Here is a 23,629-nt window from a genome sequence, read left to right on the forward strand (position 1 = left end):
AGCCGATGAGGTAATCGCCGGTGGTGGGCGCGGTCAGCGATCCCGTCCATTGCACACCGACGGACTTCTTGCCTGCGATTTCAGCGGGCGGATTTTGTTGGCTGAGGTCGATATTCTGCTCAACCCGGGAGGTGATGGGCTTGGGTTTCACGCCGGGGCCAAAATCGATGCCGCCCCATGCGGCGTACTCGGCTTGCAGACCGGGCTTGCCGTCTCGAGTTGTGAGCAGGTTGTTCGGCACAGGCTCGCCGTCGTTGCTCAGAAACTGTGTGCCCGGAATGTAGGTGATCGTGGCATTCGGAAATTCCGCTTTGAGGCCCTCGAGCAATGAAACCGTGTGAGTCGGCGTGCCGTTGTAGTTGCCGAGCAAAACCGCTGTCTGGTCGGCAAGCGAGCCAACGACGAGAATGTTTCGAGTGCCCGGTTTGATCGGCAGTATCCCATCATTTTTCAGAAGCACGATCGACTCTTCCGCCAGCTTGCGTGCGAGGATGCGATGTTCGGGGCTATTCAGCTCCTTCTCGTCAATCTTCGCGTAGGGATTGTTATCAGGTGGATCGAACATGCCAAGCTTGATGCGCGCCGTGAACAGACGAACCAGGGCCGTATCCATGGCGGTTTGGCTGAGGTACCCCTGCTGGACTGCTTCAATGTACGGCTTATAGTCGTGGTCATCCTTCACGACCGAGGTGAAGTCGACGCATTCGTTATCCATACCGCGTTCGAGCGAGATGGCGGAGGATTGCGCCTGGGTTGGGCGATAGTGGTGACCGCTGAAGATGTCGCGCACGGCGCCGCAGTCTGAGACCACATATCCCTGAAAGCCCCAGGAGCCGCGCAGCAGATCCTGCAGCAAATATTGACTCGCGCAGGCGGGCTGGCCATTGATGGCGTTGTACGCGCACATAACCGATCCGGCTTTGCCTTCCACAACGGCTGCCCGGAACGCGGGCTCGTAGGTATCGAGCTGATCGTGGCGACTCACATCGACGTCGGCAAAGTGGCGCGTTGGTTCCGGGCCGCTATGCACGGCGAAGTGCTTGGGCGTAGAGATGACGCGGTAGTAGTTTGGGTCGTCGCCCTGCATGCCGGTGACAAACGCGACGCCCATGCGGCCCGTAAGGAATGGATCTTCGCCGTAGGTTTCCTGGCCGCGTCCCCAGCGAGGATCGCGAAAGATGTTGACGTTGGGCGCCCAGAAATCCAGGCCATGGAAGATCGACGAACCGCCGTCATGCAAGGCCTGGGCGTGCACGACTCTGCCTTCAATGCCGATGTCCGTAGCCATGGTGTGAATTGCTGCGACATCAAAGGTCGCCGCAAGCCCGATAGGCTCCGGATACTCCGTCGTGCCGTTCACGGCTACGCCGTGTAAAGATTCACTCCACCAGTCGTAGGCTGGAACCTTTAGGCGCGGGATGGCACGGGATTGATTGACTAACTCCGACGCCTTCTCTTCAAGGGTCATGCGGCCTACCAGGTCACGAGCCCGCACATCAGGCGACAACGCCGTATTGAGGTAGGGAGCTGCCGAAGTGGCCTCCTGCTGTGCTCTCGCCGGCATTATCGCGAGCGTGCCGCAGAGGACAGTCGCGCCGATCGCGAGAAAGGACGACGTGTGGGCTGCGGCGGTAAGCCCGCGGAAAGAGGCGCGAAGAGAATGGGCGATCATGCTACTCCTTTGGCTGAAGCGGCCTGTCGGCAGCTCGTCTGAAAACAAAGATGGTTGCTGAAGAAAGGGATCACGCGCTCGAAGGCTTCGAGTTCGCGGGCGAGCTCTTCATATTTGCGCTCGGCGGCGGCGTCGCGGCGGAAGAGATCGATGGCGCGACCTTTGGCGGTCGCGGTGAGGCGGATAAGGCGTGTGATGCCGCGCGCGGAGTCGATGCGCCAGACGGCTTCGATGCTGCGATGGAAGACCTGATGTGGATCGGTAGCGAACACTGCTACCGATCACACCAGCTTCGATCCATGGATGCAAGTGCGGCTATTTGTTGGCAGTCTGATTTGGCAGCTCAGCTCGTTTCGCAATTTTGTACTGGATCTCCTCTTCGGACAGAAGGGGTGCGAAGTCTTCCATCTCAAAGACCTGACGGATTTCGATTTCAGAGTCGACGTTTTGGGGGGTAGGGCAACGCTTGACCCACTCGATGGCCTCTTCAAGGGACTTGACCTGCCAAAGCCAGAAGCCGGCGACGAGCTCCTTGGCCTCGGTGAAGGGGCCGTCGATGACGGTGCGAGACTTGCCGGAGAATTTGACGCGTGCGCCTTTGGAGCTGGGCTGGAGGCCATCCATGGCGAGCACGATGCCGGCCTTGATAAGTTCTTCGTTGAACTTGCCCATCTCGGCCAAGAGTTGTGGATCGGAGAGGGGGCCTTTCTTTTCTAACTCTGGGGTTGTTTTGACGATGACCATGAATCTCATTGCGAAATCTCCTTTGGGTTGATCGATGGTTCGATGCCTTGAACTCAGATTGAGAGCGCAGTTGGATCGCCTTTGCTCGCGTTCATACCGTCTCTCTGCTGATACGTCGAACGGTGTATAGCCAAATCGACATGAGAACGGAATTTTATTAATTATTTTTCGGGAACACGAAGGATGGTCTAAATTACGGATTTTATTGAGGCCGGTCAAGTATGTGGTTAAGCTCTTCGCGGGTGGGGCCGAGGCGCAGTGAAGTGCGGAAGGCGTGAAAAGGGCAAGAAAAAGCGCGCACCTTGCGGGCACGCGCGAGCTTTTGGTTGCCCCCCAGGGATTCGAACCCCGTGACGGATACCGCATCACAAACATCTCTTGGTTGCCCCCCAGGGATTCGAACCCCGTGACGGATACCGCATCAAAAACATGTCTTGGTTGCCCCCCAGGGATTCGAACCCCGATCGAGCGAGTCAGAGTCGCTAGTCCTACCATTGAACGAGAGGGCAATACAGGTTTTATCGGCAGCTGCAGGCTCGGCGGGAGCCACAATCAGCCGCCTCTGTGAGTGTACGGGGGATGCGCCCACGGGTCAACCTCCTTCGCACCCGCAACCACCCATTGACCGCACTTGCGCTACTCTGAAAGTACAAATTGAAGCGACCTCGAAAACTCTCCCATGTCGAAGACCTCTAGCGCTCCCACCATCGACGAATACCTGCGCCAGCGACTGATGCCCGTAGAAGGTGCGATCCCCCAGATTCCCGGCATCGAGATGTTTGGCGTCTCCGTCCCCGCCGGAACCGTCGGCGGCGACCTCTTCGAGTACATCAACTTTCAGCAGCGTTACGACATCGGCGCACGCATCGAGCGCGCCAAGCGACTCGCCGTTGAATATCTCGAGCCTCTCCCTCCCGGCTCCCCCATCCGCAACTCCGTAGACGATCACGTCGAATGGCTGCAGGCCCGTTCCGACTACAGCCCCGAGATGGAAACCGAGTACCGTTTCGCCCGCAGCTCCGAACAACTGCGCGTCGCCGAAGACCTCAAAGAGCTCTATTCCACTGCAGGTATCCTCATCGTCGACGCCGAGGGCCACGGCATCATCTCAGCCAAGATCGCCTCCACCGTCCACGACACCTTCCAGGCCCTCATGCTCACCGAGCTCGATCGCTACGGAAGAACCACACCCCGGCTGTTCGAGAACCTCAACCTCCGGCTCGCGCAATCCCGCACCGCGCGCAACGCGCTTGGCATGAGCGAGACCGAACAGGCACGTGAGATTGCCACCATGGTGTATGGCGAAGTGCATCCCGATGGAGCCTTCCGCTTCGCCAACTTCGGCCACCCGCCCCCGCTCGTCTTTTCCGCAAAATGCTCCCGCCTGCTTCCCATCCATGACGACCACATGGCGCAATTCCTCTCCCTCGGCCTGCAGCTTCCCGCCGACCATCCCGATCGCCGCCGCTACTTCTCCATGAACCTCCGCAACCGCCGCATCTTCACCGAGGACATCGCCGAAATCACCCTCATCAACCCCGGCGACATCCTCGTCCTTTACACCGACGGCGTGTACGACGGCAGCGATGCCGAAGGCCGCCAGGCCCTCGAAGCCATCCTGCAGAGACACCAGCAGGATTCCGCGCGCACTATCTGCGACGCGATCATGGAGTACGCCCTCCTGCAGGACGAAGGACTCCGCCTCGAAGGCAACGAAGACCTCATCGACGACAAGACCGTCTTCGTCGTCAAGCGCACCTAGTCTTCGTAGGAACCGCTACCAACATCCCCTTTCGAGCGCCTCATCCACTCGGTCTCATCGCCGAGCCGCCTTCGCAACCCTCCAACGAAGCGAAGACCACATCCAATCTGAACTCCCTGCCATCTAACTCCCTGTCGTCCGTTCCACGAGGCCCTCCATCACTTCTGCTACGATTTCTTCAGCCCCTTCTGCAATGTCCACACCCCAGAGCTCACAATCGCGTCCGCAAGCAACGCCCTCCGCGTTGGCCACTTGGCTGATCTTCCTCGCCCTCTTCTTCACCGTCTACTTCGCCTCCCTCTTCACGCCGCCCCTCATGGACGACGTCGACGCCTCCCACGCCCAGACCGCCCAGCACATCATCGACAGCGGCAACTGGATCACCACCCAGACCAATGGCATCCGCTATATCGAGAAGCCGCCGCTACCCTTCTGGCTCGTCACCATCTCCTACAAGCTCTTCGGCGAAAACTCCTTCGCCACCCACCTCCCCAACGCCCTCGCCATCCTCAGCCTCACGTGGCTCGCGTGGCTCTGGGCGCGCCGTGCATGGGACGCGCGCGCCGGCCTCTACGCAGGCCTCGCCGTCCTCACCTCCATCGGCCCCTTCCTCTTCACCCGCTTCATCATCCCCGAATCCATCCTCAGCCTCTTACTCCTCATCGCTCTCTACAGCCTCCTCACCAGCCTCGAAGACAACAAGCCCGCCCGCGTCTACTGGGCGTGGGCGGCCCTCGCGCTCGCCCTCCTCATCAAGGGCCTCATCGCCCCCGTCTTCTTCTTTGGCGGAGTCATCCCCTACCTTTACCTCTCGGGCCAAGCCCGTCGCTGGCGTGACTTAAAACCGCTCACCGGATCACTCCTCTTCCTCGCCATCGCCGCGCCCTGGCACATCCTCGTCGGCCTCGCCAATCGCGGCGAAGGTCATCCCGTCGGCAACATACCCACCCTCGGCAACGTTCACAACTGGTGGTACTTCTACTTCATCAACGAGCACGTCTTCCGTTTCTTCGGCAAGCGCTATCCCCACGACTACAACAAGCTCCCCACCCTCGCCTACTGGCTCCTCCACCTCGTCTGGCTCTTTCCCTGGAGCCTCTTCCTCCCCGCGCTCTTCGCCGTCGCCTGGAAGACCCGTCGCACCTGGCTCCCGCAACTCCGCCACTACGACCAGCCTTTTCCGCTCGACCCTTCCGCTCTCCAGCCGCGCTTCCGCGTCCGCACCATCTGGCTGCTCAGTCTCTTCTCCGCCTTCTCGCTGCTCTTCTTCTCCATCTCCACCAACCAGGAGTACTACACCTTCCCGGTCTGGCCGCCACTCTTCATCCTCATCGCCGGCGTCCTTGCAAACACGGAAGAACACCCCCGCGATCACACCGCCGCTACGATCCCAATCGCCTGGATCACCAACGCGCAAGCCGTCTTCGCCGTCATCGGCATCTTCGTAGCCGCGGCCCTCTCCTGGGGCTTATGGGACAGCCGCGCCCTCCCCTTCGTGCCAGACATCGGCACCCTCCTCGCCCACCGCGCCGTCGGCAACTACACCCTCTCGATGTCGCACTTCTTCGACCTCACCGGCCCCTCCTTCGCCGCGCTGCGCCTCCCCGCCTCGCTCGCCGCCGTCGCCTTCCTCCTCGGCCCTGCTATCGGATGGTGGCTCCGTCGCAAAGGCAAGCACCTCGCCGCGACCATCAGCATCGCGCTCACCTCGGCCGTCTTCCTCATCGCCGCGCACATCGCCTTCGCCCGCTTCTCGCCCATGCTCAGCTCCGAGCGCATGGCCGAAACCATCATGCAGCGTGGCACCCCCGCCGACACCTTCATCATCATGGGCGAGCAATCCGACGCCTCGTCCATCGTCTACTACACCCACAACTTCTTCCACGGCAAACCCGCCGACGTCGTCCTCCCCCGCTGCGGCCAGCATGGCGAAGGCAGCACCCTCCTCTGGGGTTCCTGCTACACCGATGCCCCGGACATCTTCCTCAGCGACCAACAACTCGCGACCACCTGGGGCACCGGCGACCGCAAGTGGCTCTTCGCCCAGGACACCAACCAGCTCAAAGCCCAGCATCTCCTCGCCGGCCGCCTCTACCTGGTCCAAACCGTAGCCGACAAAGATCTCTGGACCGACCGCCCCCTCCCCTAACCTCCAACTCCCCTTGTCGACTTTCCCATTGCTTCCCTTTCCATTCCCCCGAACCCCGTCATCTCGACCGGAGCATCACGCCTTTGTCTTTGTGATGCGGAGCGGAAAGATCCCTGCATTGGCTCTTGCACTTGCCCTCGTTTTTCTGACTGTCATCCCGCAAGGATCTGCTTCTTCCTTTGCTCTCGCCTTTGCTTTTCTTTCTGTCATTCCCTCTGGGAATCTGCTTCTGTCTCTGCTCTTACCGACCTAACACCGCGCGCATAGTCGTCCCAACCCCCGCCATGATATTTTCGTGGAACACCCACCGGCAGCACAGAAGGCGCTTCAAATGACCCGAGCTTTCATCCCCGCAATCCTCCTCACCCTCATCACCTCCGCACCCCAAGCCTTCGCCCAAACACCCGACCTCTCCGCGCCTGCCTTCACCCTCTCCGCCGCCGACCTTCAAACCCTCTCCGCCGCCATCCCCGTCGACAAGCAGTTCCCCGCCCAAATCCTCTATGAGGAGAGCAAATATCAGATCGCCCCCGACGGCACCCTCACCAACACTCACCGCATGGTCTATCGCGTCGACGCCGACGCCGCCGTCAGAGGCTGGGCCGAGGTCTCCGCCCAGTGGGATCCCTGGTACGAGAAGCCCGCCCAAATCCAGGCGCGCGTCCTTCAGCCCGACGGCACCTTCGTCGACCTCGACCAGAAAACCGTCACCGACGCCCCCGTCAAAATCGAAGACGACGTCACCTTCTCCTCCGCCCACATCCGCCGCGCCCCCCTCCCCGGCATGGCCATCGGCTCCATCATCGAAGAGCAGGAGATCACCGAAGAAAAAACTCCCTACTTCTCCGCAGGCGGTCTCTACCGCTTCGCCTTCCGCTCCAACCTACCCGCGGCGCGAACACGCATGATCACCGAAACGCCCGCGTCCCTGCCCTACAAAGACCTCATCCACGATCTCCCCAATCTCTCCGTCACTCGCCAGGAGGCCGACGGCATCCGCCGCGTCATCTACGAGCAGACCAACATCGAAGCCGCCCACAGCTACGACATCGAGCTCGCCACCAACCAGCTAACCCGTCCCTCCGTAGAGTTCGCAACCGGCACATCCTGGTCCTCCGTCGCAAAAGCCTACGCGGCCATGTCCGACCCCCAAACCATCACCGCCGAAGCTCAGGCCATCCTCCCCTCCCCGCTACCCACAGACCGCATGGCCAAAATTCGCGCCATCGTCAAAGAGCTTCACCACCAGGTCCGCTACACCGGCGTAGAATTCGGCGCTGCCCGCCTCACCCCCATGCGCCCCTCCGAGGTCATCCAGCGCCACTACGGCGACTGCAAGGACAAGGCCAACCTGCTCGTCGCCATGCTGCGCGCCGCAGGCATCAAGGCCAACCTCGCCCTGCTCGACGTCGGCCCCGGCCCCGACGTCTCCACCGCCCTCCCCGGCATCAGCCTCTTCGACCATGCCATCGTCTACGTCCCCGCCGACGGTCCCCACACCCAACCCCTCTGGATCGACGCCACCGCCGAGACCTTCGCCGTAGGCTCGCTCCCCTACGAAGACCATGGCCGCATGGCCCTCATCGTCTCTCCGGAAACCACCGCGCTCACCCAGATCCCCGAACCGAAGCCCGAAGACTCCGTCCTCATCGAAACCCGCACCTTCAAGCTCGCCGAGTTTGGACCCTCCCAGGTCGAAGAGCAGTCCGACACCCACGGCACCATCGACGCCACCTACCGCGCCGAGTTCGGTGGCCCCGAAACGCCCAAGGTTCACGAAGGCCTCGAGAGCTACGTCAAGAACGCCTACCTCGCCAAAACCCTCACCAAGTTCGAGCATGGCGATCCCTCCGACTTCGAGCACCCCTTCCTCCTCACCGTCGCCGCCGACAAAGCCACCCGCGGCAACTCCTCCCTCGTCGACGCCATAGTCGTCGTCTTTCCCAACGCCACCATCAACGGCCTCCCGCCGTGGTTCTCCACCCAGCTTCCCGCCGAAGGCCCTGACGTCTCCGCCGATGCCAAACGCGAGCTCGAGCTCGAGCGCCAGTCCCGCCCCGCAACCTTCACCGTCCGCCCCTTCATCTACGAGCAGCGCACCCGCATCCTCATCCCCGACGGCTTCACCGTGCGCTCCCTTCCCGCCAACAAAACCACGCAGCTAGGCCCAGCCACGCTCACCGAAACCTACCTCACCCCTGAACCGAAACCAGGCGAGCCCGGCGTAGTCGAAGTTCGCTTCCGCTTCAACTCCGGCGCCTCCACCATCTCCGCCGATCAAGCCGTCGCCCTGCACGCCGCCGTCCTAGACCTCAACAAGCGCGACTACGTAGGCATCTACTTCGACCAGGCCGGAGCCCGCGAGCTCACCGCCGGCCACATCCGCGAAGCTCTCGCCATCGATCGCAAACTCATCGCCGGCCGCCCCGACGACGCCCTCCACCATCTCCAACTAGCCCGCGCTCTCCTCGACGCCGGCATCGGCAGCGAAGCACAGGCCGAGGCCCTCCGCGCCACCCAACTCGATCCCAAACTCTCCGCCGCCTTCGCCCAATACGCCTGGACCCTCGAGCACAACGCCCTCGGCGAGCGCCTCGGCAAAGGCTTCGACCTCCACGCCGCCATCGCCGCCTACAACCGCGCCATCGAGCTCGATCCCGACGACAACGAGCCCCGCATGGACCTCGCCATCCTCAAAGAATTCGACGCCCGCGGCGAACGCTACGCCGCCGACGCCGACCTCCCCGGCGCCATCGCCGACTACAAGGACCTCATCGCCCGCAACAAGAGCAAGGGCGAGCAGATCCTCGCGCCCTACCGCGAAAACCTGATGTACGCCTACCTCTTCGCGCGCCAATATGCAGAGCTCGACACCATGATCGCGAGCCTTCCCTCCACCAACAGCCATCGCCAGCTCGCCATCGCCTCCATCACCGCGCAGCATGGCGCGCCCGCCGGCATCGCCGAAGCCGAAAGAGGCAATGTCGCACAGAACGAGCGCAACCAGAATCTCCTCGGCGCCGGCAACCTCCTCGCCAACCTCGGCTTCTATCCCGAAGCCGCCGACGTCATGACCGCCGGCATGCAGGGTGCCGCCGACGCAGCCCAGGAAGCTCGCCGCGTCGAGCTCTACAAGAGCCTCAAGAAAGTCTCGCTCACCCCGCTCCCCCCAACCGACCCCGCCCACCCTGTGCAGATCGGCACAGTCGGCATGCTCGCCGGCACCCTCACCCGCCAGCAGGCCATCGACATGACCAGCAAACACGCCTACGTCTCACAGCAATCGCTCGAACGCGACGTCGACAAAGCCCTCGCCAACGTTGGCTTCCTCGCCAAAGTTGCTGAGCGTTCTGAAATGAGCCCCAGCGTTATGCTCGATCTCATCGCCGGCAACATGACCTTCACCACCAAGGGCGACGACGAGCACGGTTACGCGGTCGTCGCCACCATGCCCGGCTCCGAACCCGACCACACTTACGTCGTCAAAGAAGACGGCGCCTACCGCATCGTCGCCGGCGACAAAGATCGCCCCGACGACAACACGCCCCTCGGCATCGAGGTCCTCTACGCCCTCGACCACAACAAGCCCGCCCAGGCCAAGGCAATGCTCGACTGGCGCCGCGACCTCACCCACAAACAAGGTGGCGACGACGCCTTCGGTGGACCGCTCCTCCCGCGCTTCTGGACCATCAACAGTTCCAAGCCCGGCGCCGATTCCCCAGCAGCCATGCGCCTCGCCGCCATCTCGCTCATCGCCGGCTCCATGGAAGCCAAGCCTTACCTCGCCGAAATCTCCGCCGCTCGCGACAAGGCCACCGGCCTCGCCCAAACCGACTTCGACCTCCTCCTCGCGCTAGCCGCCATGTACGCCGAACAGCCCGCCATCGGCATGCCCCCCGCGCAGCGCCTCCTCGACCAGGAGCCCGACTCCGTCACAGCGCTCTCCCTAGTTGGCCAAGGCTACGCGCTGCAGCACAATCCCGCCGCGTGGCAAGCCATGCTCGCTCCCCGATTAGCCCGCAAGCCCGACGACCGCGATCTTCTCGTTCAGCAAGCCCTCGCCTACCAGCTGGCCGGCAACTGGACCTCCGCTCAGGCCACCGAACAAAAAGTTCTCGACACCGGCAAAGCCACGGCGGCCGACTACAACGGGTACGCGTGGATCGGCCTCTTCCACAACGATCTCGGCGACGACATCAGCAAGGCCGCGCAGGAATCCACCCAGCTCTCCAAAAATTCAGGCTTCGCCGAGCTCCACACCCTCGCCTGCATCTACGCCGCGCAAGGCAAGACGACTGAAGCCCGCAAGGTCCTAGAAGAAGCCATGTACGCCAACAACCAGGTCGAACCCAACTCCGCCGTTTGGTACGCCCTCGGCCTCATCTACGAACAGTACGGCGCCAACTCCGCAGCCGTCGACGCCTACAAAAAAGTCCAGGCCCACGAAAACGACAACCACACCTACATCGACCCCGCCGACACCTACAACCTCGCCCAAACCCGCCTCGCCGCGCTATCCCACTAAAGCCTCTCCTCTTCCACCCTCAAAGCAAACAGCCCCACAAACGCGCCTTTCTGTTGCGGTTGCGGTTGCGGTTGCTGTTGCCTTCACTGTTGCTGTTGCCTTCGCTGTTGCTGTTGCCTTTACTGTTGCTGTTGCCTTTACTGTTGCTGTTGCCTTCGCTGTTGCTGTTGCCTTCGCTGTTGCTGTTGCCTCTGCTGTTGCTGTTGCCTTTGCCTTTCTGGCTGTCATTCCGAGCGCAGCGAGGAACCTGCTTCTCGCTTGCGCAGCAAGCGCCCGTTCTAAGATAGGTCCGGGCTTTAGCCCGGACATTCCGAACCCCAAACGCCGCGGGCTTTAGCCCCTGGGACTATCTCCTGCTCTCCCTACTGATTGCCCTCTTCAAACTTGCGCGGTTCCCTGTAATCATTTCGAACTGACCCACCACAGCTACTCCTCGCGCAAAATCTCCAGCGGCTTCTGCCCCAGCACACGATGACTCGCCGCCCATCCCGCCGCCACCGTCAAGCCACCCACCGCCACCCACCCACCAAGATTCAGCCACCACTGAAACGCATACCCGAAGTGCAGCGCATGCAGCAGCAACGTCCGTGCCAGCATATTCGCAAACACCAACCCCACCGCGCCCGCAATCAACCCCAGCACCGCAAACTCAATCGAAAAAATAGACGCAATCCGCACCCGCGTAGCCCCCAGCGTCTTCAACACCACCACCTCGCGAATCCGCCGATACCGCGTCCCCGCAATCGCACTTGCCAAAATCACAATCCCCGCAAAGATACTGAACGCCGCGAGAAATTGAATGACGTAAATCACCTGCAGCATCACCTGCCGAATCACCTCCAGCGTAGCCGCCACATCAATCACGGTCACCGTCGGATAGTGCTCGTACAGCACCCGCCGCAGCGCTGCCGTCTCCTTTGGATCGCAGTGCACGCCGCCATACCAGACCACCGGCAGCCCCGCCAGCGTAGCCTGCGGCATCACAAACTCCGCGCGCGACACCGCATGCTGACTATCCGTCTCGTACACCGCAGCAACCGTAGCCGTAATCGGCTCGTCCTGCGCCGACACCGTCAGTTTGTCGCCGATCTTGATCTTCAGCCGGTCCGCCCGCTCCCGCGCCAGCGCCACCAGCGGATGCTGCGCACCATCGGCCGCCTGCTGCGCCGTCCACCACGTCCCGCGCACCACTGTATCGCCCGGCGGTGGCCCGTCCGTCGACGGCGGCCACGTAAGATTCAGCGTCTGCGCCCCGCGCCCTCCAGGCCCTTGACCAATCTCCTGCCGCCGCTTCTCCAAACTCTCGCCGTTGATCTGCGTCAGCCGCGCACTCACCACCGGAATCATCTCCGGCGTCCCATGCACCATCGGCTGCTGCGACAGCAGCGTGCGTACCCCGCCCACCTCATTCGAACCCATATCCATCAGAAAAATATTCGGCAGATCCCCCGCAGCCGCCACATGCATCTCGTTCACAATCGAGTTCTGCACAAAGTACACCGCCGCAATCTGCATCACGCCCAACCCCAGCGCCGCCAGCAGCGCCGCCGAAGGATTTCCCGGCCGATACAAATTCGCCAGCCCATGCCGCAGAGTCGACGGCAACCGCAATCCCGACCCCCGCAAAAACTTTCGCAACAACCAAAGCGTCAGCGCCGCCATCCCCAGCAACACCAGCAACGACGCAGCCAACCCCAGCGCAAACGTCCACCCCACCCGCGCCGAATCCGATACCCGCGACGCAAGCCCCACCAGCCCCAGCAAAATTAAAACGCTCGCACCAATCTGCGCCACCGACCCCCTCAACTTCCGCACCAGTCGCGCAGTAAACGGATCGTCCGCCGCTTCGACATTCCGCCGCAGAATCAATATCGGTCGCACGTTGCGAATATCCAGCAACGGCGGCAGCGTAAACAGCAGCGTCGTCAGGAGCCCAGCCCCTAGTCCCAATCCAATCGCATGCGGCTCCAGCCGCAGCGTCGGCGTAAGGTGCAAAAGCTTCGCCAGAAAAAACGGAAACGAAAGCTGCACCCCAATCCCCAGCACCACACCCAGCACACCTCCGCCCAATCCCAGCAGCAGAGTCTGCAACAAATAAATCTTCATGATCTGCCGCGACCCCGCGCCCAGCGACTTCATGATGGCAATCGAATCCAGCCGCTGCTGCAGATGCGAACGCATCGCCATCGCGACCCCCACGGCCCCCAGCACCAACGCCACCAGCGACATCAGCGACAGCAATCCCGTAGCTCCATCCAACGCCTTAGTCAGCGCAGGATTCGCCTCGCGATAATCCGAGATCTGCGCCTCCGGCATAAGCGCCTCGAGCTTCGTCTTCAGCTCCGCCACCGCCGCATCCGACAGCGCCTTCCCTCCCGCGGCCGGCGGCAGCTTAAACAAATACCGCCGCGTTACTCGGGACCCCGGCGCCACCAACCCCGTCTTCGCCAACGCGGCTTGCGAGATCAATACCCGAGGCCCCGCCGCAAACGTTCCCGACAACCGATCCGGCTCATCCTCCACCGCCGCCGAAATCCGAAACGTCTCCGTCCCCAGCTTGATCGAATCCCCCACCTTCAAATGCAAACGCAGCAGTAGATCGTCCCCCACCGCCACGGTCGTATCGGTGAGTGCCTCGCTCAAAGGCATCGCCGGCGCCAGCACCACCACCCCATAGAACGGATACTTCCCCGGCTCCACAGCCTTCAACGACACCAGCAGCGGATCCATCGACGTAGCCGCCGAAGCCATCGACAGCATCTCCGTCACCGGCGACATCTGGCTCCCATCCACCTCCAGCGCATCAATCCCCTTCTGCTCCTCAGGTGTCGGAGGCATATACGTCCGCGCCGCAATATCCGCCGCCATAATGCTCCGCGCCCTCAGCAACAGCGTCACCCGGAACGCCGACGAGAACCCCCGCACACCCGTCAGCGCCGCCACCCCAATCGCCACCGACAAAATCACAAACGTAAATCGTCCCCGCGAAGAGTGCAGCTCCCGCGTAGCAATCCGTGCCGCAGTCCCGTAAGAAAGTCCCGCCATCTAAACGCTCACCGAGCTTCCCACCTGGCGTTCATCGCTAACCACCAACCCATCGCTCAATGTAATCCGCCGCCCTGCATGCGCGGCCAGCGACGGATCATGCGTCACCAATACCAGCGTCGTCCCTTCCACGCGATTCAACTGCAGCAGCAGCTCCAAAATGTGTTCCCCGTTCACCGTATCCAGATTCCCCGTAGGCTCGTCCGCCAGCACAATCGGCGGCCGCAAAATAAACGCCCGCGCCAGCGCCACCCGCTGCTGCTCTCCACCCGAAAGCTGCACTGGATAATGATCCACCCGCCCACTCAGCCCAACCGAATCCAGCAGCGCCCGCGCCCGCTCCACGCCCGCCTTCCAACCGCCCGCATCATCATTCAGCTCGTATGGCAGCAGCACATTTTCGAGCGCCGTCAGCGTCGGAATCAGCTGGTAGCTCTGAAACACAAACCCAATCGTCTTCCCCCGCAACTGCGCGAGCTGATCCTCCGGCAAATTGCTGATCACCGTCCCATTCAGCGCCACGCTTCCCGACGTAGGATTATCCAGCCCCGCCAGCAGCCCCAGCAGCGTCGACTTCCCCGACCCCGACGCCCCCATGATCGCCACAAACTCCCCACGCCCCACCGTAAAATCAATGCCCCGCAGAATATCCACCGTCGTCCCGCCGGTCCGCAGCGACTTCCGCAAATCACTCACCACAATCATCCCAGCATCCGTGACCGCAACCGCAGGAGTATTCAAAATCAGCTGACCTCAATTTCAATTGGATTCGCAAACAGGCAAGAAGAATCAATTCGCCGAGCGCGAATGAAAATCAATCCGCAAAGCACGAACTAAAATAGACCGGTGAACCAAACGCGCGTAGCCCCTAGTTTATCCACTATTGCTTTTGTCGCTCTGACCTCCCTCGCCGCCAGCTTCCTCCTCAGCGGCTGCAAGCCTGCCACCACCCACACCGAAACCACAACCTCAACCCTCGCGCCAGCGCCGACCCCGCCCGCGCCCACCACGCAAAGCCCCTCGCCGTCCGCGCAGGACCTCATCATCTGTTTCGGCGACTCCCTCACCGCCGGCTTCGGCACCGACCTCGGCCAGTCCTACCCCGACCACCTCCAGCGCCTCCTCGACGCCCAGGGCTACCACTACCACGTCGTCAACGCCGGTATCAGCGGCAACACCACCAAGGACGGCCTCGACCGCGTCCAGCTCGTCCTCGACCGCCATCCCAAAATCGTCGTCGTAGAGTTCGGTGGCAACGACGGCCTCCGCGGCCTACCCATCGAGCAGACCCAGGCCAACCTCTCCAGCATCCTCGATCAGCTCCAAAAGAGCGGCACCCAGGTAGTCCTCGCCGGCATCACCCTCCCCCCCAGCTACGGCCCCGACTACATCAACAAGTTCAACGCCATGTACCCCGCGCTCGCGAAGCAGCATCACGTCCGCTTCCTACCCTTCCTCCTCAAAGACGTTTACGGCGTTCCCGGCGACATGCAGGAAGACGCCACCCACGCCACCGCGCAAGGCAACAAGCAAGTAGCCCTCAACGTAGAAGACCTCCTCAAACCACTACTCAAAAAATAAACTCAGGCCCATCCGTTCGTGGATAATGGTGCATCCATGAACATCGAGCTCGACAAGAAGCGTACTCATCGAATCCGAGACTACGTCCTCTACTTCGCGATAAGCTTTGCAGTCGTCGGCTTGACCCTATTTGTCGGGTTGTCGCATGGCGACCATGACCATTTCATGAAATGGCTATTATTTTTCTTCTACACGCCTTTCGTATTCGGGTATGTGATTGAACAGAGCCGAGCGCTCTGGAAGGTACGCTCATTCTGGCTACTCTGGGCCTGTTTCTGCTCCTGCATTGCATCGTCCTTGCGGCGATTTTGGCTCACACGCAGCACCTCAAAGCGATTAGCTGGGTTCCTGGTTTTGTCGAGGTAGTGTTCCTACTGCGCTCGACTCAATGGCTACTCCGCCCTACCCCATCACCACCATAGGCTGCACCAGCGTCCCAGCCACCCGCTTCGCCACGCACAACAACTCCCTCGGCCCCGCAAACACCTTCACCAACCCCGCCGCCGAAAACTCCGGCACATTCACCTGCATCCCATTCCGAATCCGCCCCGCCGTCTGCTCATCCACAATGACCGATGGCATCTCGGGCAGCAGCGATCGCGGATGCGGCAACCGCGCCTCCACCTCTGCCGCACTCATCGCCTTCAACTCCGCCACCGTAATCGCCTGCTCCAAACCAAACACTCCCGCCTGCGTCCTCCGCAGCGACGACAAATGCGCCCCGCATCCAGCAAGCCCTCCGAGTTCATGCGCCACCGACCGCACATATCCTCCTGCCGAAACCCTCATCACAAAGGAAGCCGTATCTCCCTCCAACCCCAGCAACTCAAACTTCTGAATCGTAATCCGAGCCGCCTTTACCGGAACATCCTTCCCCGCGCGAGCGAGCTTATGCGCCGGAACCCCACCAATCTTCTTCGCAGAAAACACCGGAGGCATCTGGTCCATCTCGCCATGAAACCGCTTAGCCAGCTCCCTTAAATCATCCAGCGACTTCCCTAACCCAACAGCCTCGCCAACCGCCTCACCCTCCGCATCGAACGTATCGGTAGCAAACCCAAACCGTATCGTCCCGCTATACGACTTCTCCGCCGACCCAAAAAACTGCGCCAGCCGCGTGTACTTCCCCAGCAGCAGCGGCAGCACGCCCGTAGCCATCGGATCCAGCGTCCCCAGGTGCCCCACCGAGCGCTCCCCCGTAGCCCGGCGCACAATCGCCACCACATCATGCGAGGTCATCCCCGCAGGTTTATCGAGTATCAAAAGCCCATTCATGCAACAACCATTGTCGCTCACTTCACCGCGCAGCACGACCCGCCGTTGCACTTGCGTTTGCTCTTGTTGTTCTTTCTGTCATTCCCTCTGGGAATCTGCTTCTGCACTTGCCCTTGCTTCTGAGATAGGTCCGGGCTTTAGCCCGGACATCAACAGGCCGCCACTCATTTGGGCTTTAGCCCCTGGGACATCTCTGCATTCGCTCCCACCCTCGCCTGGCGAAAGCGCACACCCACCACTCGAAACTCCCACCGTCCGCGCAGACCCTCACCTCCGCGCCTGCACCAACTCCAGGAACTCACTCCGCGTCTGCAACTGCGTCTTAAACACCCCGCGCAACGAGCTAGTCACCGTCAGCGAACTCTGCTTCTCCACCCCGCGCATCATCATGCAAAGATGCTGCGCCTCAATCACCACGCCCACGCCCTGCGGTTGGATCGCGTCTTCAACCGCCTCGGCGATCTGCTGCGTCAGCCGCTCCTGCACCTGCAGCCGTCGCGCAAACACATCCACAATCCGAGGCAGCTTGCTCAATCCCACCACCTTGCCATTCGGAACATACGCAATATGCGCCTTGCCAAAGAACGGCAGCAAATGATGCTCGCACAGCGAATAAAACTCAATGTCCCGCACAATCACCATCTCGTCATAATCCACATCGAACAGCGCGCCATGCAGCACACTCTCCACCGTCTGCTGATATCCCTGCGTCAAAAACGCCATGGACTTCTCCATCCGCTTCGGCGTCTCCTGCAGCCCATTCCGCGTCGGATCTTCACCCATCCGCTTCAACAGCTCGGCATAAATCGCCTGCACACTCGCGTCCTGCAAAGTCAGCGCAACATCCGGCGCCGACACCGCGGCGATTCCGTTGCCGTTCTTCGCCGTTCCATTCTTCAACTCTTCGTCGAGCTCAAACTTGGTAGCCATGTCGTCCAGCCTTTCTTCGATTCCCTACCACCAAAACTTCGTCATCTCGACCGAACCCTGAGCATAGTCGAAGGGGTAGTGGAGAGACCCCTGTATTCCGCCTTTGCCTCTGCCTTTGCTCTTGCCCTTCTTTCTGTCATTCCCTCTGGGAATCTGCTTCTTCTCTTGCCGTGGCAGTTACCTTTAGCTAGAAGGTGCTTCACCGCACCGCCGCTCCCTCGCCGAAGTACTCAAAGGAATTATTTCCCGTCTCTTCAATGCGGATACGCTCCAGCCGCACCTGCGGATAATCCTTCGACTCCGCAAAACGCGAGAAGATACTCCACATCTCCACACATACATTCTCCGTCGTCGTCACCCGGTCGCGAAACGCCTCCAGCGTATTCAGATTCGCGTGGTCAAACAAATCCAGTACCTCCCGCTGTGCGAACAAATCCAGGTCGGATAAATTCACAACCATCCCCGTCACCGCATCCACAGGCCCCGAAAGCGTGACTTCCACCACGTAGTTATGCCCATGCCCGAACGGGTTATTGCACTTCCCAAACGTCGCGCGATTCACTTCCTCCGACAACGCCTCCACATGCAGCCGATGCGACGCGCTGAAATGATACCGTCTCGAAAAGTGCGCGATCACCCGGCTCATGCGCCCTCGCCATAGAAATCAGCAAACAGATCCGGCATCTCGTACACCCGCACGCGATGCAGCTTCGCGTGCTCAATCTTTCCCTCCAGCCGCCGCCAGATCGCCACCGCGATATTCTCGGTCGTCGGAATCACATGCTCAAACTCCGGCACCTCGAAATTCAGATGCCGATGGTCATACACCGACACCACCTCGCGCTCAAGAATGTCCTTGAGCTGTTTCAAATCCACAACAAACCCCGACACCGGATCGATCTCGCCCGCCACCGTCACCTCGAGCGTGTAGTTATGCCCATGCCCCTGGCGATTAGCGCACTTGCCAAACACCCGCGCATTCTCCTCCTCGCTCCACGCAGGATTCCAGTAGAAGTGGGCGGCAGAGAAGTCGGCTTTGCGCGTTAGCAGGATCATAGATTTCCGTTTGCAGGATCAGAGATTCTTTCGACCAGGTGAAGACACTTGTTTGGATGCCGTCGACCAGGTGCGGATGCGGGCAGCGTCGCCTGGGCAGGTCCGCGGCCCGGGCAACTTCGCGTGACAATCGCTCCCCAGAATACCCTGTCAAGCTCCCTTGACAAGCCTGTCAAGTATCCTTGACAACCCTGTCAAGCACGCTTGACATTCAGCCCCCTTTTCGTCCATTTGAGACCCCTTTGAACCCCCTTTGCGCTACCCGAAACCGGGCTAAACATGTCGCTGAGTACCCGAAACCGGGCTGTGTCTTACCTGAAACACACGAAATTCACCCTAAATCCGGTAATCCCGCCCCTTCCACGCCACTTCATGCAGCACCCGATGCTTTACCCAGCTCCACACCAGCAACCCAATAAACAACGGCAGCGCGAACACAGAACTTGCACAATCTAAAGGACTAAAGTTCGATCGCCGCACCCGGGTATAGTACCGAAGCAGCGTCCGAGCCCAGATCAGCAGGATCACCCCCTGCTGCCACATAGCCAAATAATGCAATGGAATCAATAAGATAGGCAGCATTAACAATGCGATATCCAGCAGCCGCCAAGCCGCCAGCGTCAACGCATGCGGAAACAGCAGCGCCAGGTTCTTCGTCCACCCCTCCACCATGTCACTGAATCCAAAGTACATACGCGTACTCAAAGCATCGGGCGCATAACGAAACCAAATCCCCTTCCCGGCCCGCTTCACCGCATAAGCCAGATCCACATCCTCCAGCACCGACCGCCCCACCCCCCGATGCCCATCGACAGCAAAATAAGCTTCCCGTTCGACCATCAAGAACTGTCCATTAGCAGCCGCAAGTCGCTTATTTGCATCATTTACGTCGGCCGTTTTGTACACGCTGGCCAGCTCCGAAAACACCAGCGGCATCAACGCCCGCTGCCAGAAGCCCGACACAATCTGCCGCGGCGAATACGACAAAAGCCCCACATTTCGCCCCTGAATCTCCTCCAAAGCCCGCACCAAATCCCCCGGCTGATGCACCGTATCCGCATCCGTAAACAGCAAATACCGCCCCGTCGAAGCCTCCGCGCCGAACCAGCAAGCGTTCGTTTTCCCAGTAAACACGCGGGTTTCCGCGCTCAAATCAAGCGCCGGAGCCTCCAGCACCCGCACCCCGTCAAACCCCGACGCAATCGCCCGCGTCCCATCCACCGACGCGTCATCAACCACGATCAACTCCCAGTCCCGTCCCAGCAGAAACGACCCGTCACTCTGCAAAAGCAACGATTGCAAGCACTTAGGAAGGTTCCGCTCTTCATTCCGGGCCGGCACAATCACCGAAAGCTGAATAACCCCCGAAAAATCAGTCGAACTAGCTGTGTCGTTCACAACTTCGTATTATAGGAACTGATGCGAGGAGTGCGAATTATGCGGCAATTCAAGCGTGCAGGTCTACTGGTCTCAATAATCTGCACTCTCGCGACAGGCTGCGATCGAGGCACTCTTTCCGACCAAATCGGCCGGCAAGCCCCGGTATTTTCCATTAGCGACGGACAGCACGCCGTCGATCTGCAAAGTCTTCAAGGCAAAGTAATCGTGCTCAATTTCTGGGCCAGCTGGTGTGCCCCCTGCGTCGAAGAAATGCCCAGTCTGCAGGCCTTTCAACAGCAAATGCCCCAGGTCCAGGTGGTAGCCATCTCCAGTAACGAGGCCTTCGCAAAGTACCAGCATTACGTCGCCCAGCAGCATCTCACCCTGCTCACCGTCTTCGATGAAAATCAGACGTCCAACAAGCTCTACGGCAGCTTCAAATTCCCTGAAACCTACATCATCGACAAACGCGGCATCATCCGCCGAAAGTTGATTGGTCCGCAGGATTTCACCAGCCCCGGCTTCCTCAAATACATCCAGAAACTGAACTCGTAGGCTGAGCGTTCCAAGCTGTAAAATCAATACCATGACACAGCTTGACGTGATGTATCAGTACGGCGCGGTGCCCAGCGAGGCCGCAATGATGGCGCTGGCACAAGTTCGCAAAGTCTACGGAATACGCCACCTTCAAGTTGACGAAGCGGAGAAAACAATTCGCGTGGAGTATGACGCAACCCGCCTGACCGAGCCCATCGTCCATCAACTCCTGCGCCGCTCCGGTCTGGACATACTTGACCGCGTCTCACTGCTGCCACCACAGCCAGAGCCAGTCGCAGCCGCGCCCGCAGCAAGCTAAACAGCGTCTGCGCAAGCTAAAGTTGATCGCAGCGCTGCCATCGGTTATTCTTACTTAGTTGCATCCTTGCAATGTGCGCCCGTAGCTCAGCTGGATAGAGCGCCTGGCTACGAACCAGTAGGTCGGAGGTTCGAATCCTTCCGGGCGCACCATGACTCTCCCCCCATAATCCCGCTGCCGCCAGTTACACGGCTTGCGAGCCATTAAAGTCCGACGAAAATCCTCTGGATGTCGTATAGTAAAGAGGACCAACTTGGTCGGATATGTGGTTCGATGGATGTTCTGGCTCTGAGTGACGCGAAAGTAGGCAGCGCAGGCGTGGTGGAACGCGTCGATCTGCCAGACGAGGTGAGCCATTACCTTGCCCACCTTGGGTTCCTTCCAGGCACGAGCGTTGAGATTCTGCGGCGCGCTCCGGCAGGCGATCCGCGAGTGTATCGCATTGACGGGGTTGAGGTTGGCCTTCGCAACGAAACCGCCAAGCACATCTTTCTTCGCGTGATTTCAGACACAGCGGATAATCTTCCGACTGAAACAATCGAGGCTGCATGAGCTGCCACGTCACAGCCGTCGCCGAGCCCCTTCAGGAGAAGATCCCTACCCCGCCTGGCGCCACGCCACGCATGCGAACGGTTGCGCTGATTGGCCCACCGAATTGCGGCAAGTCCACCCTGTTCAATCGACTCACTGGCATGCGCCAGAAGGTGGCCAACTATCCGGGCGTCACGGTAGAACATCATTCCGGACGCATGAAGAGCATCGGTCGGAATGACCTGACGCTGATTGATCTCCCGGGAATTTATAGCCTTGCTACATACTCCGAGGACGCTCGCGTTGCCGTTGAAGTCTTGACCGGCAAGATGCCCGGCGTTCCAAAGCCGGATTGCGTGCTGTTGGTGCTCGATGCCACCCATCTGAATCGGCAGCTAATGCTGGCAGCGCCGGTGTTCTCGATTGGGCTTCCTACGCTGGTTTTGCTCAACATGTCGGACCAACTGGAGGCGCGCGGGGGGAAGATCGATACGCTCGCTTTGGCCCGTGAATTGGGGCATCCAGTGGCATTGATCAGTGCCGCACAGGGTAGGGGACTCGAGGCGATTCCTGACTTTCTGCTGCGCGCGGGGAGCAAGCTGGATGATGGTTTACGGCCTGTTCAGCTGCCCGTGTTGCAGAGCGCGGCGTCGTGCCGTAGCTGGGCTACGCAGGTTACTGCGCGCACGAAGTATCAATCGCCAGCGGCTTCGCTTTGGACGCGGCGGCTGGATAGCGTGCTGTTACACCGGGTTTTTGGGCCATTGTTCTTTCTGGTGGTCGTGATTGCGGTGTTTCAGGTGGTGTTTACGCTGGGGCAGCCGCTTAGTGACGGTATGGGGACATTCCTGACAGGTGCTGGCGCCAAGGCTGCTATGTTGTTGCCTGACAACTGGTTGCGAGCTTTGTTGCGCGATGGGTTGTGGAATGGCGTGCAGTCGGTTTTGGTGTTTTTGCCACAGATTTTGTTGCTGTTTCTGTTTATCGGGATCCTGGAAGACTCTGGATATTTGGCTCGCGCGGCGTTGATTGCGGACCGTGTGATGCGGTCGATCGGGTTGAACGGTAAGGCGTTTATTCCTTTGTTATCAGCATATGCGTGCGCTGTGCCGGCAATTATGGCTACCCGGACCATCGAGAATAAGAGGGAGCGGATTGCTACGATTTTGATTGCGCCGTTTATGACTTGTTCGGCGCGTTTGCCGATTTATACGCTGATTATTGCCGCATTTATCCCGAATCAGCGGTTTTTGGGCGGTCTTCTTGGGCTTCGTGCGCTGCTGATGCTGGGGCTTTATGTGATTGGATTCCTGGCGGCGCTGATCACCGCAAAGATGCTTAACTCTTCTGTTATGAAGGCTTCCCACGCACCGTTCATTCTGGAGTTGCCGCAGTATCGGTGGCCTACAGTGACGTCTTTGGGGTTGCGGCTGTATGACCGCGGTAAGTTGTTCTTAAAGAAGGCTGGAACGATCATCCTGGGGGTTACGTTCCTGGTGTGGGTGTTGAGTGTTCTGCCGATCCATGGAGGGCAGTTCTCGGCGCTAAGTACCAGTGTTATTGGGCACTTAGGGCATTGGATTGAGCCGTTGCTTCGGCCGCTGGGATTCAACTGGAAGATTGGGATTGGGTTGTTGAGCTCAATCGTGGCTCGGGAAGTGATCGTGGGGACGCTGGGGACGCTCTATGGGATGGACCCGGCTACGCACTCGCTGGGGCTGCAAGTTGCTCTGCGGCATGACATTACACTCGGTGGGGCGATTGCGCTGGTGGTGTTCTTTGCCTTCGCGATGCAGTGCACGTCGACGCTGATCATTGTGCGGCGCGAGACCAATAGTTGGAAGCTGCCGGCGCTGCAGTTTTGCTACATGACGACGGTGGCGTATGTAGCTGCGCTGGTGGCAAATCAAGTGATTTCCCGATTGTTTTAGTGTTGCTTTAGGTGGGTTTCGTGACCCAAATCGACGTACTCAGCCTGGTCTTGATGAGAAATGCGCGTTGTTTCTTGCACCAAATGGGGTGCAAATGTAAAGGACACTTGACTTCGTTGTCAAGGAAACTTGACTTCGAGTGTCAAGGACGCTTGACTCGTGTTGCGATGGTTTGAAACGGCGCCTCGGCGG

Annotated in this window: 19 protein-coding genes and 2 tRNA genes; 9 read left to right on the plus strand and 12 right to left on the minus strand. The window is 60.2% G+C overall.

From position 1 onward, the window contains the following. The 4 genes from GSQ80_RS00895 to GSQ80_RS00910 form a co-directional block, all read right to left on the minus strand. Window positions 1–1,672: glycoside hydrolase family 3 protein (locus tag GSQ80_RS00895; RefSeq protein WP_254059376.1), on the minus strand; the 1,672-nt coding region annotated here is incomplete at its 3' end. Further along, window positions 1,669–1,944 carry a hypothetical protein gene (locus GSQ80_RS00900; RefSeq protein WP_158785640.1) on the minus strand — a complete coding sequence of 92 codons (276 nt, stop codon included), beginning with the start codon at window positions 1,942–1,944 and terminating at the stop codon, window positions 1,669–1,671. The genes GSQ80_RS00895 and GSQ80_RS00900, both read right to left, overlap by 4 nt. Before the next feature lie 43 nt (window positions 1,945–1,987). After that, window positions 1,988–2,425, minus strand: a complete 438-nt coding sequence (locus tag GSQ80_RS00905) for a YciI family protein (RefSeq protein ID WP_158785641.1) — start codon at window positions 2,423–2,425, stop codon at window positions 1,988–1,990. Window positions 2,426–2,851: 426 nt separating this feature from the next. Further along, window positions 2,852–2,925 (minus strand) — tRNA-Gln (locus GSQ80_RS00910). Between the two features lie 170 nt (window positions 2,926–3,095). Here GSQ80_RS00910 and GSQ80_RS00915 point away from each other — a divergent pair. The 3 genes from GSQ80_RS00915 (at window position 3,096) to GSQ80_RS00925 (ending at window position 10,852) form a co-directional block, all read left to right on the plus strand. Then, the gene (locus GSQ80_RS00915; RefSeq protein ID WP_158785642.1) at window positions 3,096–4,178 is read left to right on the plus strand and encodes a PP2C family protein-serine/threonine phosphatase; all 1,083 of its coding nucleotides are present in this window, start codon (window positions 3,096–3,098) and stop codon (window positions 4,176–4,178) included. A 244-nt stretch (window positions 4,179–4,422) separates the two neighbouring features. After that, entirely contained in the window at window positions 4,423–6,327 is a 1,905-nt protein-coding gene (locus tag GSQ80_RS00920) for a glycosyltransferase family 39 protein (RefSeq protein WP_254059377.1), read from the plus strand. Window positions 6,328–6,658: 331 nt separating this feature from the next. Next, on the plus strand, window positions 6,659–10,852 hold the full coding sequence (locus GSQ80_RS00925) for a DUF3857 and transglutaminase domain-containing protein (protein WP_158785644.1): 4,194 nt from the start codon (window positions 6,659–6,661) through the stop codon (window positions 10,850–10,852). Here the strand turns inward: GSQ80_RS00925 and GSQ80_RS00930 are convergent. From GSQ80_RS00930 to GSQ80_RS00940, 3 genes are all read right to left on the minus strand, one after another. Next, window positions 10,841–11,080, minus strand: a complete 240-nt coding sequence (locus GSQ80_RS00930) for a hypothetical protein (RefSeq protein WP_158785645.1) — start codon at window positions 11,078–11,080, stop codon at window positions 10,841–10,843. The two genes, GSQ80_RS00925 and GSQ80_RS00930, sit on opposite strands and share 12 nt — an antisense overlap. Before the next feature lie 198 nt (window positions 11,081–11,278). Continuing rightward, complete coding sequence (locus GSQ80_RS00935) at window positions 11,279–13,897, minus strand: ABC transporter permease (protein WP_158785646.1); 2,619 nt, start codon at window positions 13,895–13,897, stop codon at window positions 11,279–11,281. After that, complete coding sequence (locus GSQ80_RS00940) at window positions 13,898–14,602, minus strand: ABC transporter ATP-binding protein (RefSeq protein ID WP_158786189.1); 705 nt, start codon at window positions 14,600–14,602, stop codon at window positions 13,898–13,900. A gap of 141 nt (window positions 14,603–14,743) precedes the next feature. Between GSQ80_RS00940 and GSQ80_RS00945 the strand changes: the two genes are divergently transcribed. After that, window positions 14,744–15,478, plus strand: a complete 735-nt coding sequence (locus GSQ80_RS00945) for an arylesterase (RefSeq protein ID WP_254059378.1) — start codon at window positions 14,744–14,746, stop codon at window positions 15,476–15,478. A 402-nt stretch (window positions 15,479–15,880) separates the two neighbouring features. On the opposite strand, the gene truB is transcribed toward GSQ80_RS00945, so the two are convergent. From truB to GSQ80_RS00970, 5 genes are all read right to left on the minus strand, one after another. Beyond that, entirely contained in the window at window positions 15,881–16,753 is an 873-nt protein-coding gene (truB, locus tag GSQ80_RS00950; RefSeq protein ID WP_158785647.1) for a tRNA pseudouridine(55) synthase TruB, read from the minus strand. Window positions 16,754–17,020: 267 nt separating this feature from the next. Beyond that, complete coding sequence (gene folE / locus GSQ80_RS00955; RefSeq protein ID WP_158785648.1) at window positions 17,021–17,683, minus strand: GTP cyclohydrolase I FolE; 663 nt, start codon at window positions 17,681–17,683, stop codon at window positions 17,021–17,023. A 199-nt stretch (window positions 17,684–17,882) separates the two neighbouring features. Next, on the minus strand, window positions 17,883–18,329 hold the full coding sequence (locus GSQ80_RS00960) for a 6-carboxytetrahydropterin synthase (RefSeq protein ID WP_158785649.1): 447 nt from the start codon (window positions 18,327–18,329) through the stop codon (window positions 17,883–17,885). Next, entirely contained in the window at window positions 18,326–18,739 is a 414-nt protein-coding gene (locus GSQ80_RS00965; RefSeq protein WP_158785650.1) for a 6-carboxytetrahydropterin synthase, read from the minus strand. Before GSQ80_RS00965 ends, GSQ80_RS00960 begins: the two co-directional genes overlap by 4 nt. Before the next feature lie 336 nt (window positions 18,740–19,075). Beyond that, window positions 19,076–20,137: a glycosyltransferase gene (locus GSQ80_RS00970; RefSeq protein WP_158785651.1), complete on the minus strand. Its 1,062-nt coding sequence runs from the start codon at window positions 20,135–20,137 to the stop codon at window positions 19,076–19,078. Window positions 20,138–20,176: 39 nt separating this feature from the next. Between GSQ80_RS00970 and GSQ80_RS00975 the strand changes: the two genes are divergently transcribed. The 5 genes from GSQ80_RS00975 (at window position 20,177) to feoB (ending at window position 23,437) form a co-directional block, all read left to right on the plus strand. Then, a complete protein-coding gene (locus GSQ80_RS00975) occupies window positions 20,177–20,674 on the plus strand; it encodes a TlpA disulfide reductase family protein (protein WP_158785652.1) in 498 nt (165 codons plus the stop codon). A gap of 31 nt (window positions 20,675–20,705) precedes the next feature. Next, window positions 20,706–20,975: a hypothetical protein gene (locus GSQ80_RS00980; RefSeq protein WP_158785653.1), complete on the plus strand. Its 270-nt coding sequence runs from the start codon at window positions 20,706–20,708 to the stop codon at window positions 20,973–20,975. Between the two features lie 75 nt (window positions 20,976–21,050). Next, window positions 21,051–21,127 (plus strand) — tRNA-Arg (locus GSQ80_RS00985). Window positions 21,128–21,248: 121 nt separating this feature from the next. Further along, the gene (locus GSQ80_RS00990) at window positions 21,249–21,527 is read left to right on the plus strand and encodes a FeoA family protein (RefSeq protein WP_254059380.1); all 279 of its coding nucleotides are present in this window, start codon (window positions 21,249–21,251) and stop codon (window positions 21,525–21,527) included. After that, window positions 21,524–23,437 (plus strand): ferrous iron transport protein B, encoded by a 1,914-nt coding sequence (gene feoB / locus GSQ80_RS00995; protein WP_158785655.1) that lies wholly within the window; start codon window positions 21,524–21,526, stop codon window positions 23,435–23,437. The genes GSQ80_RS00990 and feoB overlap by 4 nt, the downstream gene beginning before the upstream one ends. Window positions 23,438–23,629: the final 192 nt, after the last annotated feature.

The sequence above is a fragment of the Granulicella sp. L46 genome (assembly GCF_009765785.1).
Lineage (GTDB): Bacteria > Acidobacteriota > Terriglobia > Terriglobales > Acidobacteriaceae > Granulicella.